The organism is Priestia sp. D51, assembly GCF_053345675.1.
In genome coordinates, this window is record NZ_JBLTIR010000009.1 from 79,536 (window position 1) to 92,548 (window position 13,013).

A 13,013-nucleotide genomic window follows, 5' to 3' on the forward strand; every position below is an offset into this window, starting at 1 on the left:
CACCAAATTTTAATCACCTGTTTATCCGTATTGATCCCCTGTCTTATTGCCTTTATATGAAGTGTTCACTTTTTGTAGCCATTTCATGCCGTTGTAAAAAATTGATGAATGGCCTGACCTAGGTTACTAATAGATTTTACATTTGCTTGAAAATGATACTGGTGAAGCCATTGACTGTGATCGGGTGTCACACCTGTTAAATAAATCTGTACGCCCATTAGCTGAAATTCCCATATTAAATGTTCTAGGGCTGCAACACCTCGTTCATCAATTTGACCGATTCCATTAAAATCAATGATAACTCGATCAACCGTTTCCTCATCTATTTGTCTGAGCAGCCGATGTTCATTTTTCATGATGACTTCCTCAAATAAATCGCCAAACAGAGGTATAAGCACCATGTTGTTCGATAAATGAATAAACGGTCCCGACAGCTCTATAACTCGGTTCATGGCCTTTTCTAATCGTTCTTTTTGCAGCAGCAGTTCTAAGTCTGTTTCAGATAAACGCGCTGTATGCTGTTCGATTTTTTCTGAGAGAATTCTAATTTGAGAATCTTCCTCTACACATATTACATGCGCCTTATCTTGCTCCCATTTGCAATTCACAGTATAAAGAGACATCTTAGCTTTACGCGAATGCATGACTAATTCTGTTTTTATTTTTTCCTTCTTTCCTAATCGTTTTCTAGCTTTGTTCTGACTATCTTCATCAACAATTTCTAAAAAATGTTGAACCTCTCCGAATAAAGCGGCTGCTTCATCAGATTGCGCTAGAATATTCATTTCCTCATCCATAATAAAAGCAGGAAGCGGAGCATATTTAATAGTCGACAACCTTAATCCCCCTAATTGATTGATAATGAAAAAGCTCTTTCAACTCCTCTAGCTGTGCAATAAATCGAACTTGATTTGTTTGAACAAGAGGAAACTTATAGTTTGAAACTACTCGGCCTCCAACTAAAATAAGCGGCTGATGTTTTGTCTTTTTTAATCCTTCTATATATTCGTTTGCTTTTTCTATATGATGAGTTAAACTGAACGAGATTCCTACTAAATCAGGTTTCCATTGTTCAACAGCGTGCGTTGCATGTAAAAGCGGAGAATCTGCTCCTAAAAGTTTCGTCTGCCATCCGTGCTCTTCAAAGAGAATGGAAATCATTTTTAAACCTAAAAAATGCTGTTCATTTTCTATACACAAAAACAGACCTTTTTTTTCACTTTTAATAACTTCTTGTCTTATACACAATTGATAGCGTGACAAAACATAGTCACAGGTAGTAGTAGCTAAATGTTCATCAGCCACTGAAATTTCATCTTCTTCCCACATCATACCGATTTGAGCCATTGACACTGAAATGAATTGCTGAAAAATATAAAATGTGTCGAAACCCTGCTGTCTTTTTTTCCACACAATATTCCAAGCTTCATCTTGATTCCCTGATAACAGTAATTCAGTCAAGCGTTCTATGCTTTCAATCAAGAAACCACCTCTTTTTCAGTCAAACGACTTGTTTTTTTCCTTTGTTATTATCAACCATACCACTTAACTCACCGGCACTCTACAGTAAAATATTCTCACACCGACAAAATAGCACCGGACGTCTCTGACAGGTAAATCTTTTTATTTTTCAAAGTCAACGAGGTAGTGATGCAGCAAGTGACGGTTTTGTTCATTGTATAAGTACGCATACACAGGACGTCCTATTGTGCCGTAAGTCATTCTTTCTCCAAGAAGACCTATATCTGTTAGAAATTTTAAATATTTTCGAATAGACACTCTTGAAATTCCCGTTTTTTCAGCCACATCATCGGTCGAAAAAGGGTGATATTTAAGATGCACAATGGCTTCTACGATGACTTCTAATGTTCCTGTCGTTAGACCCTTAGGCAACGGCTCTACCGGAGCTTCTTTTATTTTTTTATTAGACAGCAGCCCGTCTAATTCCTGTTGATTAAGCTGAGGTTGCTGTTTTAACGTACGAAATGTTTGTTTATAAGCCGAAAGTGCTTGATAAAAGCGTTCAAATGTAAAAGGCTTAATCAAATAATCAATCGCTCCATAGCGTAAAGCTTGCTGAATCGTTTGGGCATCCGAAGCAGCGGTGATAAAAATGACGTCTATTTCCTCTTGCTTTGTTCGAATCTCTTGTAAAACTCTCAAACCATTTTGCCCAGGCATAAAGATATCAAGCAGTACTAAATCAACTTGATATTCATTTACCTTCACTAAGGCTTCATGACCCGAATGAGCAACAGCGACCACTGTAAACCCCTCTATCTCTTCAATGTACTTTTGATTAAACTGAGCAACCATTGGGTCATCTTCAACAATTAATACTTTAATCAACTTGATCTCTCCTTGTTTCGTACGGAATATCAATATAGAATGTGGTACCGCTATTTATAAATGAGTCAATAACGATTTGGCCACCTAGTTCATCAATCGTTTGCTTCACTAAATGCAGCCCAAACCCTCTGCTCGTTCCTTTTGTAGAAAAGCCTTTCTTGAAAATCTGATTCATTGTATCGGAAGGAATGCCGCAGCCTGTATCCGTAACTTGAATCGTAAGCTTATTGTTTTTATACACAAGCATAACGGACACTTTTTTAGAGGCTTGATGACAAACTGAATCAATTGCATTATCAATTAAATTTCCAATAATGGTAATGAGATGATGAGTAACGTGTGGATCTGAAGGTTCTGGAATAACTTCATCAGCGGAAAACGTCAGTTCTACGCTTTCCTCTCTAGCATAACTCATTTTGCCCATGAGAAACCCTGCCAACGCATGATCTTTAATAGATTTAGTCACTGAACTAGATTCATCGACACGATGATTAACAAGCTGATGAATATACGTTTTTAGCTCATCATAATAATTCATCTGCACCATTCCTAAAATCACATGAAGTTTATTCATAAATTCATGCGATTGTGCTCGAAGCGCTTCCACATACATTTTAACACCTGTTAGCTGTTCTGCTAAGATATTAACTTCTGTTTTATCCCGAAACGTAGAAAGTGCTCCTACAATCTCTTCGTTTACCACTAGCGGAACCCTATTAACTACAATGGCTACTCCATTTATGACTTGCTCTTCATCATAATGAGATTCCCCCGTAGACAAAACGTCGTCCAATCTGGAGGTGGGCATATATTCTCGAATAGACAAACCGATTGGCTCTGGTGCTAACCCTGCTTTAACAAATAAGCGGCGTGCAGAACGATTAGCAAGTGTAATATTACCTTCTTTATCAACAGCTATCACTCCTTCACGAACCGACTGCAGCATGGTGCTTCTCTCTTCTAGAATTTTAGCAATTTCAGAAGGTTCCAAGCCAAATAAAATTTTCTTTATGTAATTCGCTAATAAAATAGCACCAAGAACGCCTACAAGTAAGCCAATTAATGAACCTAAAACAATTCGACGATGCCCATCTCTAATCGCTTCATTTACATTATTCAAAGAAATCCCCACAGCCACTGCGCCAATTTGTTGATTTTTTTCATTATAAATAGGTGCAAAAGCGCGCAGAGATTTATCAAGCGTTCCTTTTGATACAGATACATAAGATTTCCCGTGCAATGATTTTTGCTCATCGCCTCCGGCAAACCTCTTTCCTATCTTTTTAGGATCTGGGTGAGATTGGCGGATTCCATTCATATCTATAACAACGATAAACAAGACGCTTGATTTTTTACGAATTCGTTCAGTAAATTCCTGAATTGACTGAGGTGTTTTTGTCTTTAGTCCTTTTTTCACGTTCGTTGATTCTGAAATAATTGTAGCAATAGTCCGAGCTTTTTCAGCCTGTTGATCTCGGATGTTTTTTCCAATTGAACTGCTAACTAATAAATCCGTTAACAATAGCGATAGAATTACCACCATGCATACAAGCAGCACCGTGATGCTTCGCAGCCCCATTCTTCCGTGTTTCACATTCTTCCCTCGCTTCCCTGCTTTCCTTGTTTATAGCACAAGAAAAAGATCTTATCTAGAGGCAGATAAGATCTTCGCTTATTTAATTTCATTTTTACTGAGTTGATGAACATTTATACAGGAAGGTTAACAATCTACTTTATAGTTTAGGTCCTTTTCGATATTTGAACCATCCCATTTTATAAAAGGCAAAGACCATTACGCCTACAAGCCCAATCATAATGCCCAGTACAATAAAATAATTATATTTTCCCGTCAGTTCCGGCATATATGAAAAGTTCATGCCATAGAGGCCAGCAATAAACGTCAACGGTAAGAAAATAGCTGACATCAGCGTTAGCGTAAACATGATTGAATTCATACGATCCGAGTTGATGGACATAAAGCTTTCTCGAATATCATTTGACAAATCCCTGCTTGCTTGCATAATTTCAATCATATTTAATAGGTGGTCATAAATATCATTAAAATAGCGAACCTGCTCTTTTGCTTTTAACGCATTGGTTGACATAATACGATACATTAAATCTCTCATGGGGTTTAAAATCCGGCGCATTCGTGACAAATCACTTCGGATGTCATAAAGCTGCCTCATTAGTTCATCCATAGGTTCGTCTTTTGCATTGTCTTCAATGTCGTCTATGTGATCTTCAAATTTATAAAGCACAGGGAAGTATTCATCAACGGTATGATCTAAGAGTTCATACATGATATCCCATGTTCCATCTTCGGTAGCCTCAGGGTCTTTTTTGATAAGCTCCCACACTCTAGCCACGCTCGTTAGCTTGTCCAAGTGGTAAGTGACTAAAAAGTTATCCCCCACAAATGCAGATACTTCTAAGTGCTCAAGCTCTTCTTTATGAAGTGCATAATACACTAAAAAATAATGCTCATCATACAACTCAAATTTAGCCCGCTGACCTTGATTCAAACAGTCCTCAACTGCTAAAGGATGAAAATTAAATTGTTCAAGCTGCTTTTTTTCTTCCTCGGTGGGATTGTAAAAATCAACCCAATACCATTGAAAGTCATGGCTTGAACGAATCTCATTCATTTCTATGTCTTTAATAGCTCCTTCTTTGGTTTTAGCTACAATTTTAATCATAAGATAACCTCTGTCTTTTTTGATACTATTCTCTGCACATACCCTTTTTACCATTTTGTTAAACTTTTTTCTTTTAATGTACGCCTTTTCTTGTCTATACATACGATGATGGTGACGACAAGAGAACAAAACGGTGAGGAGGTATATCCATATGTATGAATTTTACTCCCGGCATGAAGAATATTGGGAAGATGATACAAGACTAGACGAACAGCTTTTAAGAGATATAAACAAAGCTGTAAACGATGAGTTTTCTGCTATTCACTACTATACACGCCTAGCAGAGCTGGCTCCTAATGATCAGTTTCAACAAGCTATATTAGGTATTCGGCAGGATGAAATTAAACACTTTGACTGGTTTTCTAAAGCCTATTATGATTTATCAGGCAGCTACCCACAGATTTCATTAAACATAAAACTGCCAAATACTTTTCAAGAAGGGGTCTCTGAATCCATTAAAGATGAAGTAGAAACCGTTCCATTTTATCAATCAATCGCTAGAAGAATCACAAATGCTCGAATTCAAAGCCGCATTGTTCGAGCTGCGAGCGATGAACAGCGCCACGGTCAAATTTTTCGAACCATTCAGTCCCACTTCTCATACTAAATAATACGCTTGCAGTCGCAAGCGTATTATTTAGTATGGTTTTATTATTACCTCTTACTTTGTAGCATTAAATTCTTCTTTAATTTTTTGGAGCAGCGTTTGATTTGTTAATACGTCATACCCTGTTAATGCCATTGTTTTTGCACCAAGTATCATTGCTTCTCTTCCTTGCTCACTTAAAGCTGCTTCTCTAAATTCGTGCGTATGACAAACAAAATAATCATCACAAATTTGAATATACGGATGAATAGCCGGAACAACCTGACTCACATTCCCCATATCTAAAGATCCATGATCGCCTTGGTCTTCCGTAATGCTTTGCTCGCTCACACCTAATGAGATGAGATTATTTGTATAGACGTCGGATAATGTTTGATTCGTTTGCATATCATCATAAGAAAACTCATAGTTTGAGATTTTTAATTTTGTTCCCGTCGCTAAAGCAGCACCATGTGCACATGCCTTCACCTTATCTGTTACTTCATCTACATATGCACGAGTTGAAGCGCGAACATAAAATTGCGCTACTGCATAATCCGGTACAACGTTGGCCGCCTTGCCACCCTCTGTAATCACTCCATGAATACGTACATCCGGCTTCACATGCTGGCGAAGCGCATTAATGCTATTGAACGTTTGTAATACACCGTCTAGCGCATTGATTCCTTCATGAGGGGCAGCGGCTGCATGTGCAGATTTTCCGAAGAACTCAAACTGAATCGCATCCATCGCAAGAGAACGCCCGCTTTTTTGATGACAGTAATAAGGGTGCACCATCATAGCTACGTCTAAATGATTAAAAATACCTTGTTCAGCCATCGTTACTTTGCCGCCTCGTGTTTCCTCTGCAGGCGTTCCGTATACGTATATTTTACCGCCCGTTTCTGCGACTGCTTTACTCAGACCAATACCAGCGGCAATTGACATGGTTCCAATTAAGTTATGTCCGCATGCGTGTCCGAGATCCGGCAAAGCATCGTACTCTGCCATAAACCCAATCGATGGACCTGGCTTTTGACTGTCATAAACAGCGGTAAAAGCCGTTGGCAAGTCACATGTACCAATTTCAACTGTGAACCCTTGTTCTTTTAAAACATCTGTTAATGCTTTGCAAGCCTTAAATTCTTCATGGCCAAGCTCAGGATTTTGTCCAATATATTTGCTTACATCATAAAATGTATCCTGTAATTTATTAATTGTTTCATTTATTAATTGTTTCATTAGTTGTACTCCTCTTTTAAATATTTAAACAAATTATAGTATATTTATTCGTTTTTTGAAAGCTAGTTTTTAAGACGTGTTTTCCTATCACCTTAATATGCCTTATAATTAAACTACTAACTGTTTTAAAGAAGGTATGCATAATGATTAACGTAAAAAAATTTAATTTTTTAGGCGGTCGTATTATTAAAACAGGCATTGCCGTTTTTTTGACTGCACTCATTTGTCAGTCCGTTGGCTGGCCGTATATGCTCGCTGTTATTACAGCTATTGTTACGATTGAACCAACCGCTGCGGATTCTATCAAAAAAGCGTTCATTCGCTTTCCTGCTTCAGCAATTGGAGCTGCTTTTGCCATGATTTACACATTTCTTTTAGGCGTAACGCCGCTTACCTATATGCTTGTTGCTGTTTCTACTATTATATCCTGTTATAAATTGCGTTTACATGCCGGAACACTCGTTGCAACGCTAACAGGAGTGGCTATGCTGACGATTGTGCACGACCATTATTTCATATCATTTTTAATTCGCCTAGCGACCACTAGTATTGGGCTGCTTACTTCTTCACTTGTAAATATCATTGTTCTTCCTCCTAATTATACACCGATTATTACGAGGAAAATTCAAAATCTCTCAAAACAAATGAGTAGCGTCTTACAGCAAAGAGGAAGCGAACTTTCTCAAGTACACGCTTGTCATAAACAAACAAAGCTTCAATTTCAGCAGCTTTCTGCTGAAATTGAAAAAATTGAAACGCTTTGTGAGTATCAGCGAAAAGAATGGAAGTTTCACCATTTCACTCGTACAGCTATGAGAAAATTCCACTATGAATATAAGAAACTTTCACTTATGAGGCAGCTTGTCTACCATATTGGTAATTTAATTTATTTGCCTGCTCACCAGCTTCAAAGTGCAAAACATCAAGTGATTTGGGACACTTTCACTTCCTTTCATAACGTCTTACAAAATGAACAATATAAAAGCTCTTTGCAGCATCAAACGCTTGTTTTGACTTTTAAAAAAAGGTTTTGGGCACATAAGCAGGAAGAAAACAGAGTGGATCAGCCTTTTTCAACAGAAACAACCATGCTGTACGAACTTCTTGCGATTCATCACCTGCTTGAAGAACTACACCGTATTCATTGTTTGAAGGAACGCTATAACTTAAACAATTCGCCTGTCTCACTTTCTTCATAAAAAAATCCTCACATATGTGAGGATTTTCTTGTTTACGAAACTTGTGACTCATCTTTCTTATATTCTTTCTCCCAGTAGTCCGCATTTTTAATTCCTAGCTTAACAGGATCAAACACAGGGTCTAGCCCCTGTTTTTTCTGAGCTTCATAGTCTTTTAATGCAACTAACGCAGGCTTAGCTAAAATTAAGATAGCAATTAAATTTAGCCATACCATAATACCAAGTCCTGCATCACCTAGCGCCCAAGCTAGTGATGCTTGTTTAACTGACCCGTAGAACGTAGCTCCTAGAAGGACAAGCTTTAATGCAAACATAGCCCACTTTCCGTTCTTTCCGCGAGTTAGATAAGCAATATTTGTTTCGGCGATGTAATAATAAGCCATAATCGTTGTAAATGCGAAGAAAAATAGAGCAACTGCCACGAAACCAGCCCCAAATCCAGGTAACACTGTTTCAATAGCAGCTTGTGTAAATCCAGGTCCTGCTTCTACACCCGGTAAATTCGAAATAATAAATGAACCGCCCGGTCCTTCCGTATTGTACATGCCTGTGAATAAAATCATAAAAGCCGTTGCTGAACAAACGAACAGGGTGTCAATATAAACCGAAAAAGCTTGTACAAGTCCTTGTTTCGCCGGATGCGAAACTTCTGCTGCAGCTGCTGCGTGCGCCCCTGTTCCTTGTCCTGCTTCATTTGAATAAATGCCCCGCTTCACTCCCCAAGAAACAGCTAAACCAACAATTCCTCCAAAAGCAGAATCTAATGCAAAAGCACTTTTAAAAATAAGAGCGATAACTCCCGGCAACTCGGAAATGTTCATGGCAATAATGATAAGAGCTAAAATAATATACCCAAGTGCCATAAAAGGTACAACGAATTGGGCCACCCCTGCAATACGCTTAACGCCTCCAAAGATAATAAAAGCAAGAATAATAACTAATCCTACTGCTGTAACCGTTGGACTAACGCCAAATGCATTGTCGATGCCAAGCGCGATGGAGTTAGACTGAACGCCCGGCATTAGGATACTCATCGCAACAAGTGCTGCAATAGCAAATAAAATGCCATACCATTTCATACCTGTTCCTTTTTCAATATAGTACGCTGGACCACCTCGATATTGGCCATCTTGTTTAACTTTATAAATTTGAGCAAGTGTTGATTCGATGAATGCACTAGAAGCACCAATAAAAGCAACTGCCCACATCCAAAATACAGCTCCTGGACCTCCAAAAGCGATAGCTGTTGCCACTCCAGCAATGTTTCCTGTTCCGACTCGTCCCGACAGCGCTAAAGACAGGGCTTGGAAGGAAGAAACTCCTGCTTCTGAGCTTTTACCCTGAAACATAAGCATAACCATGTCTTTTAAGTGTCTTACCTGCAAAAACCTCGTTAAAATTGAGAAAAACAGGCCAATCGCAAGACATCCATAAATAACAGGCGTGCTCCATAGCACATTATTCAAACTCGTTACAAATTGCTCCAAAAGATAACCCCCTTATTTTTTCATTCAGACTATTTTAAATTATAAGTTAAATTATAAATTTTAACAATAAAACTCTAAATTAAAACTTTTTTTTAGTTAAAATACACAAAAAAACTTATAAAATCCTCAAAAACATCCAACGATGAACCGTTTACATTCCGTAATTATCGCTTTCAAAAGAGAGATATCTGCACCTTTCTTATCAGGAACACATAGGCTATAGGAGTTACTTTCTATTAGAAGGTGTGAAAAACAATGATGAGAATAGAGCCTTTATTTTATCGTCCTTTAGCTCTAGACCTTCTTTATGCGTGCGTCTTAGCTTATAAGCAATACGCACAGGGAGGCACATTTGATGTACCTGAAGGCTACCGGCTTATTAAATCGTTTAAAGCTTCTGCCATAGGGGTTCAAGAATGGTTTGGTTTTATTTTAGAATCTGATGACTCTATCGTAATTGCCTTTCGAGGAACTCAATCTGAGGCAGATTGGATTGCTGATGCTCGCATTAAGCAGCGCCCTTATCCATACAATCAACAAGCCGGTCTCGTCCACGAAGGTTTTTTAGCCGTTTACGAATCATGCCGTGATGAAATTTTTGAAACGTATCAGTCCCTTACCCCCAAGCCACTTTATATAACGGGGCATAGCCTAGGTGGTGCACTCGCTGCTCTTCATGCCTTAGATGTCGCCACAAACGCATCTTTTCCAGAGGTTACAATGTACAACTACGGAGCTCCTCGAGTAGGTGATCCTCAATTCGTTCAAACATACACAAATCTTGTTTCAAATAGCCGCTGCTTTGTTAACACGACGGATACGGTTCCTAAAATCCCTCCGAAGCGACTCTATTCCCCTTCCACAAAGCAAACAATTTATTACGATCAAGACCCTCTTCAACTCTCATTTACCATTCAAACAGGTTCTACCGTAGGGAACCATAATCCCCAAACGTACAGTGTTGGCATTTGGATGATGTCGGATTATCCTATTTTGGTCCAAAAATAAAAAACAGGCGGAAAGCCTGTTTTTTTATGCACCGATTGCTGCTTTGATTTCTTCTATTTGTTCTTGATGACGCTTTTCGTGATAACCAATAAAGTCAATCCATTGCTTTAAATCCATTAACCCAAATACAGGGTGTGGAAATGATTTTTGCTTTAGCTTATCTTCACTTGCTGTTTCTTCTAACTCTGCTAAAGCCTCTCTTGATTCTGCCAGCTTACTCTTCATTTCTTCTAATGTCTGCTTTTCATTAGAAGGCGTAACTTGAGCCGGTGCATCTACTTTTCGCGAACGGTCTACCGCTAAATGAAACGGCTTATCTTCAGTGGGCTGATCTACACCGTTTTCTAACTGATCCTTTACACGTGAAACAATCATGCGCTCCATCAAATATAAATGTTCTAATACTTGCATAACGCTCCATGTATTAGATGCTGGCTGCTGATTTAATTGTTCGTATGTTAATGATTCTACACTGTTCAATACATCATTTCGAAACTGTTCATTTTTGTTCATTTTTCATCCTCCTCTAGGATTCCTCTAACTTATCGTACCAAAAAACTCTTCCATATAAAAAAGATATCCCTTTACTTAACCTTGTTTTAACTGCAATTGTTTCACGTGAAAAAATCATATTTTCTATTTGACATTGGTTAACCAGGGTGTTATATTTAGATTTCTGGCTTTTCTTTAAGAGCTAGACATAGTGAAAGTAACTTGAGAGGATGTATCGTACAATGCAAGGTAAAAATACTGGCATTCGACACATGTCTTTGAACAAAACTTATTCACACTGGATCGGCTTCGGAGCCGTAAGGATGCAAGAGAGGTAGGGCTTGCGTCGTTTAGGTTAATCGATCATGTGGAAAAACAAACCGCGGCAATGGATGAAATCCATGCAAGCACAATCAATGCTAATTGTGCCCTAACAACAACGAAACATACAAAAACCGTAATCATGGATTTTATAAAGAAAGTAATCATTTTGTTTTTACACTTGCAAAAAGCAAGTTACTGATAAGAAACACGAACAAAAGCGAGCAGATGCATCTGCTCGCTTTTTTAATGATGATTTTTTATTTACTTTATCATTTCTTTTTTTAGGGAATCTTATAAAAAAGCCAAAACCAATATGGTTTCGGCTTTTTTCTTATTGCTCTGCTAGTACATCAGCAAATGCTTTTGCATAAGGAGGAAGGTCTGGCGGACGGCGACTTGAAATGATGTGGCCGTCGATTACGACTGCTTCATCATGCCAAATAGCTCCCGCATTTTCCATATCATCTTTGATTCCTGGCGTACTTGTTACGTTTCGGCCATCTAAGATTTTTGCAGAGATTAATACCCATCCTGCATGGCAGATTTGGCCGATTGGCTTTTGCTGTTCATCCATATGACGAACCATTTCAATTACTTCAGGGTAGCGGCGCAGTTTATCCGGCGCCCAGCCTCCAGGTACTAAAATAGCGTCATATTCAGCTGGATCAACATCTTTAAATGCGTAGTCCGATACGGCTGGAACACCGTATTTCCCCATGTACGTTTCGTTTGCTTTTTCTCCAACTAAATGTACTTCTGCTCCTTCTTCGCGAAGACGCATCACTGGATACCATAGTTCTAGATCTTCAAAGTCTGCACTAACAAGCGCAATAACTCTTTTATTTTCTAAGCGCATCGTAACACCTCCGCCATCAGTATAGCATGTTGGAGAATAAGATTGAAAATAAGGAACTAAATTGTACATAATTAAAGGATTTTTCAAGTGCCCTTCAGAAATTTTTTGTATGCCAAATGGTCTAATTTTATATTTTCACTTGACTGGGGACAAACACCACACTACAATGTGTAGTGTAGTATTCATAATGTTGTAAAATTATCCAAATAAGAAAGACTTTCTGATTTAATTGCTACATTTCTTTTTTCGGGCTTTCACACTACATAATGTAGTGTTTTTCAAATACACTTAAAGGAGGAAGTAAAGTGAATAAAAACGTCGAAATTGGTTCACTTATTATTCGTTTAGTATTAGGTTTTACATTTTTAGTACACGGCTTTCAAAAATGGCAAGGGGGAATTGAAAATACAGTAGGGTTCTTCGATAGCTTAGGAATCCCTGGTTTCATGGCATATATTGTTGCAACGATTGAACTTGTAGGTGGTATTCTTATTATTCTTGGTTTAGCAACAAGAGTCATAGGTGCTTTATTTATAGCAGTAATGCTCGGCGCTATTTTCACAGCCAAGCTTAAAAGCGGATTTGTTGGCGGATTTGAGTTTGATATCGCCTTAATTGCCATGTCTGCTCACCTATTTCTTGCAGGAAGCCAGTTCCTTGCTCTTGATAAAGTGGTATTTAAAAAGAAAGAAACTGCTTTTTCTCTTCAAGAAGAAAGCAGTAAATAAAAAAGAAAGCTTATACTCTCCCAATATAAGCTTTCAGGTTAGT

14 protein-coding genes are annotated in these 13,013 nt (G+C 38.2%); 5 read left to right on the forward strand and 9 right to left on the reverse strand.

All coding sequences use genetic code 11. The features are described 5' to 3' along the window. Positions 1 to 83 precede the first annotated feature (83 nt). The 5 genes from ACNHOZ_RS24720 to corA form a co-directional block, all read right to left on the reverse strand. Entirely contained in the window at positions 84 to 836 is a 753-nt protein-coding gene (locus tag ACNHOZ_RS24720; protein ID WP_033580723.1) for an STAS domain-containing protein, read from the reverse strand. After that, the gene (locus ACNHOZ_RS24725) at positions 823 to 1,482 is read right to left on the reverse strand and encodes a cobalamin B12-binding domain-containing protein (RefSeq protein WP_028412479.1); all 660 of its coding nucleotides are present in this window, start codon (positions 1,480 to 1,482) and stop codon (positions 823 to 825) included. Before ACNHOZ_RS24725 ends, ACNHOZ_RS24720 begins: the two co-directional genes overlap by 14 nt. Before the next feature lie 141 nt (positions 1,483 to 1,623). Beyond that, positions 1,624 to 2,349 (reverse strand): response regulator, encoded by a 726-nt coding sequence (locus tag ACNHOZ_RS24730; RefSeq protein ID WP_048021607.1) that lies wholly within the window; start codon positions 2,347 to 2,349, stop codon positions 1,624 to 1,626. Next, complete coding sequence (gene dcuS / locus ACNHOZ_RS24735) at positions 2,342 to 3,928, reverse strand: DcuS/MalK family sensor histidine kinase (RefSeq protein WP_048021641.1); 1,587 nt, start codon at positions 3,926 to 3,928, stop codon at positions 2,342 to 2,344. The genes ACNHOZ_RS24730 and dcuS overlap by 8 nt, the downstream gene beginning before the upstream one ends. Positions 3,929 to 4,082: 154 nt before the next feature. Further along, positions 4,083 to 5,048, reverse strand: a complete 966-nt coding sequence (gene corA, locus ACNHOZ_RS24740) for a magnesium/cobalt transporter CorA (RefSeq protein ID WP_048021608.1) — start codon at positions 5,046 to 5,048, stop codon at positions 4,083 to 4,085. 151 nt (positions 5,049 to 5,199) lie between these two features. Here corA and ACNHOZ_RS24745 point away from each other — a divergent pair, with 151 nt between their 5' ends. Continuing rightward, the gene (locus tag ACNHOZ_RS24745; RefSeq protein WP_028412483.1) at positions 5,200 to 5,655 is read left to right on the forward strand and encodes a ferritin-like domain-containing protein; all 456 of its coding nucleotides are present in this window, start codon (positions 5,200 to 5,202) and stop codon (positions 5,653 to 5,655) included. A 54-nt stretch (positions 5,656 to 5,709) separates the two neighbouring features. Here ACNHOZ_RS24745 and ACNHOZ_RS24750 read toward each other — a convergent pair whose 3' ends face one another. Beyond that, the gene (locus tag ACNHOZ_RS24750) at positions 5,710 to 6,876 is read right to left on the reverse strand and encodes a M20 family metallopeptidase (protein ID WP_047751748.1); all 1,167 of its coding nucleotides are present in this window, start codon (positions 6,874 to 6,876) and stop codon (positions 5,710 to 5,712) included. Between the two features lie 143 nt (positions 6,877 to 7,019). On the opposite strand from ACNHOZ_RS24750, the gene ACNHOZ_RS24755 reads away from it, so the two are divergent. Beyond that, positions 7,020 to 8,075, forward strand: coding sequence for an aromatic acid exporter family protein (locus ACNHOZ_RS24755; RefSeq protein WP_048021614.1), 1,056 nt, complete (start codon positions 7,020 to 7,022; stop codon positions 8,073 to 8,075). Positions 8,076 to 8,107: 32 nt separating this feature from the next. Here ACNHOZ_RS24755 and ACNHOZ_RS24760 read toward each other — a convergent pair whose 3' ends face one another. Then, positions 8,108 to 9,562 (reverse strand): alanine/glycine:cation symporter family protein, encoded by a 1,455-nt coding sequence (locus ACNHOZ_RS24760; protein WP_048021616.1) that lies wholly within the window; start codon positions 9,560 to 9,562, stop codon positions 8,108 to 8,110. A gap of 255 nt (positions 9,563 to 9,817) precedes the next feature. Here ACNHOZ_RS24760 and ACNHOZ_RS24765 point away from each other — a divergent pair, with 255 nt between their 5' ends. After that, the gene (locus tag ACNHOZ_RS24765; RefSeq protein ID WP_053074090.1) at positions 9,818 to 10,570 is read left to right on the forward strand and encodes a lipase family protein; all 753 of its coding nucleotides are present in this window, start codon (positions 9,818 to 9,820) and stop codon (positions 10,568 to 10,570) included. 24 nt (positions 10,571 to 10,594) lie between these two features. Here the strand turns inward: ACNHOZ_RS24765 and ACNHOZ_RS24770 are convergent, their stop codons facing one another. Next, on the reverse strand, positions 10,595 to 11,083 hold the full coding sequence (locus ACNHOZ_RS24770) for a DinB family protein (RefSeq protein ID WP_014461888.1): 489 nt from the start codon (positions 11,081 to 11,083) through the stop codon (positions 10,595 to 10,597). A gap of 346 nt (positions 11,084 to 11,429) precedes the next feature. Between ACNHOZ_RS24770 and ACNHOZ_RS24775 the strand changes: the two genes are divergently transcribed. Then, the gene (locus tag ACNHOZ_RS24775; RefSeq protein WP_014461889.1) at positions 11,430 to 11,585 is read left to right on the forward strand and encodes a hypothetical protein; all 156 of its coding nucleotides are present in this window, start codon (positions 11,430 to 11,432) and stop codon (positions 11,583 to 11,585) included. 132 nt (positions 11,586 to 11,717) lie between these two features. Here the strand turns inward: ACNHOZ_RS24775 and ACNHOZ_RS24780 are convergent, their stop codons facing one another. After that, positions 11,718 to 12,242, reverse strand: a complete 525-nt coding sequence (locus ACNHOZ_RS24780) for a type 1 glutamine amidotransferase domain-containing protein (protein WP_013055087.1) — start codon at positions 12,240 to 12,242, stop codon at positions 11,718 to 11,720. Between the two features lie 305 nt (positions 12,243 to 12,547). On the opposite strand from ACNHOZ_RS24780, the gene ACNHOZ_RS24785 reads away from it, so the two are divergent. Then, entirely contained in the window at positions 12,548 to 12,970 is a 423-nt protein-coding gene (locus tag ACNHOZ_RS24785; protein ID WP_014461891.1) for a DoxX family protein, read from the forward strand. Positions 12,971 to 13,013 lie beyond the last annotated feature (43 nt).

Coding starts and splice junctions, on each gene's coding strand:
- dcuS (WP_048021641.1), bottom strand. CDS start 3,928: ATGGGGCTGCGAAGCATCACGGTGCTGCTTGTATGCATGGTGGTAATT.
- corA (WP_048021608.1), bottom strand. CDS start 5,048: ATGATTAAAATTGTAGCTAAAACCAAAGAAGGAGCTATTAAAGACATA.
- ACNHOZ_RS24745 (WP_028412483.1), top strand. CDS start 5,200: ATGTATGAATTTTACTCCCGGCATGAAGAATATTGGGAAGATGATACA.
- ACNHOZ_RS24750 (WP_047751748.1), bottom strand. CDS start 6,876: ATGAAACAATTAATAAATGAAACAATTAATAAATTACAGGATACATTT.
- ACNHOZ_RS24755 (WP_048021614.1), top strand. CDS start 7,020: ATGATTAACGTAAAAAAATTTAATTTTTTAGGCGGTCGTATTATTAAA.
- ACNHOZ_RS24765 (WP_053074090.1), top strand. CDS start 9,818: ATGATGAGAATAGAGCCTTTATTTTATCGTCCTTTAGCTCTAGACCTT.
- ACNHOZ_RS24770 (WP_014461888.1), bottom strand. CDS start 11,083: ATGAACAAAAATGAACAGTTTCGAAATGATGTATTGAACAGTGTAGAA.
- ACNHOZ_RS24780 (WP_013055087.1), bottom strand. CDS start 12,242: ATGCGCTTAGAAAATAAAAGAGTTATTGCGCTTGTTAGTGCAGACTTT.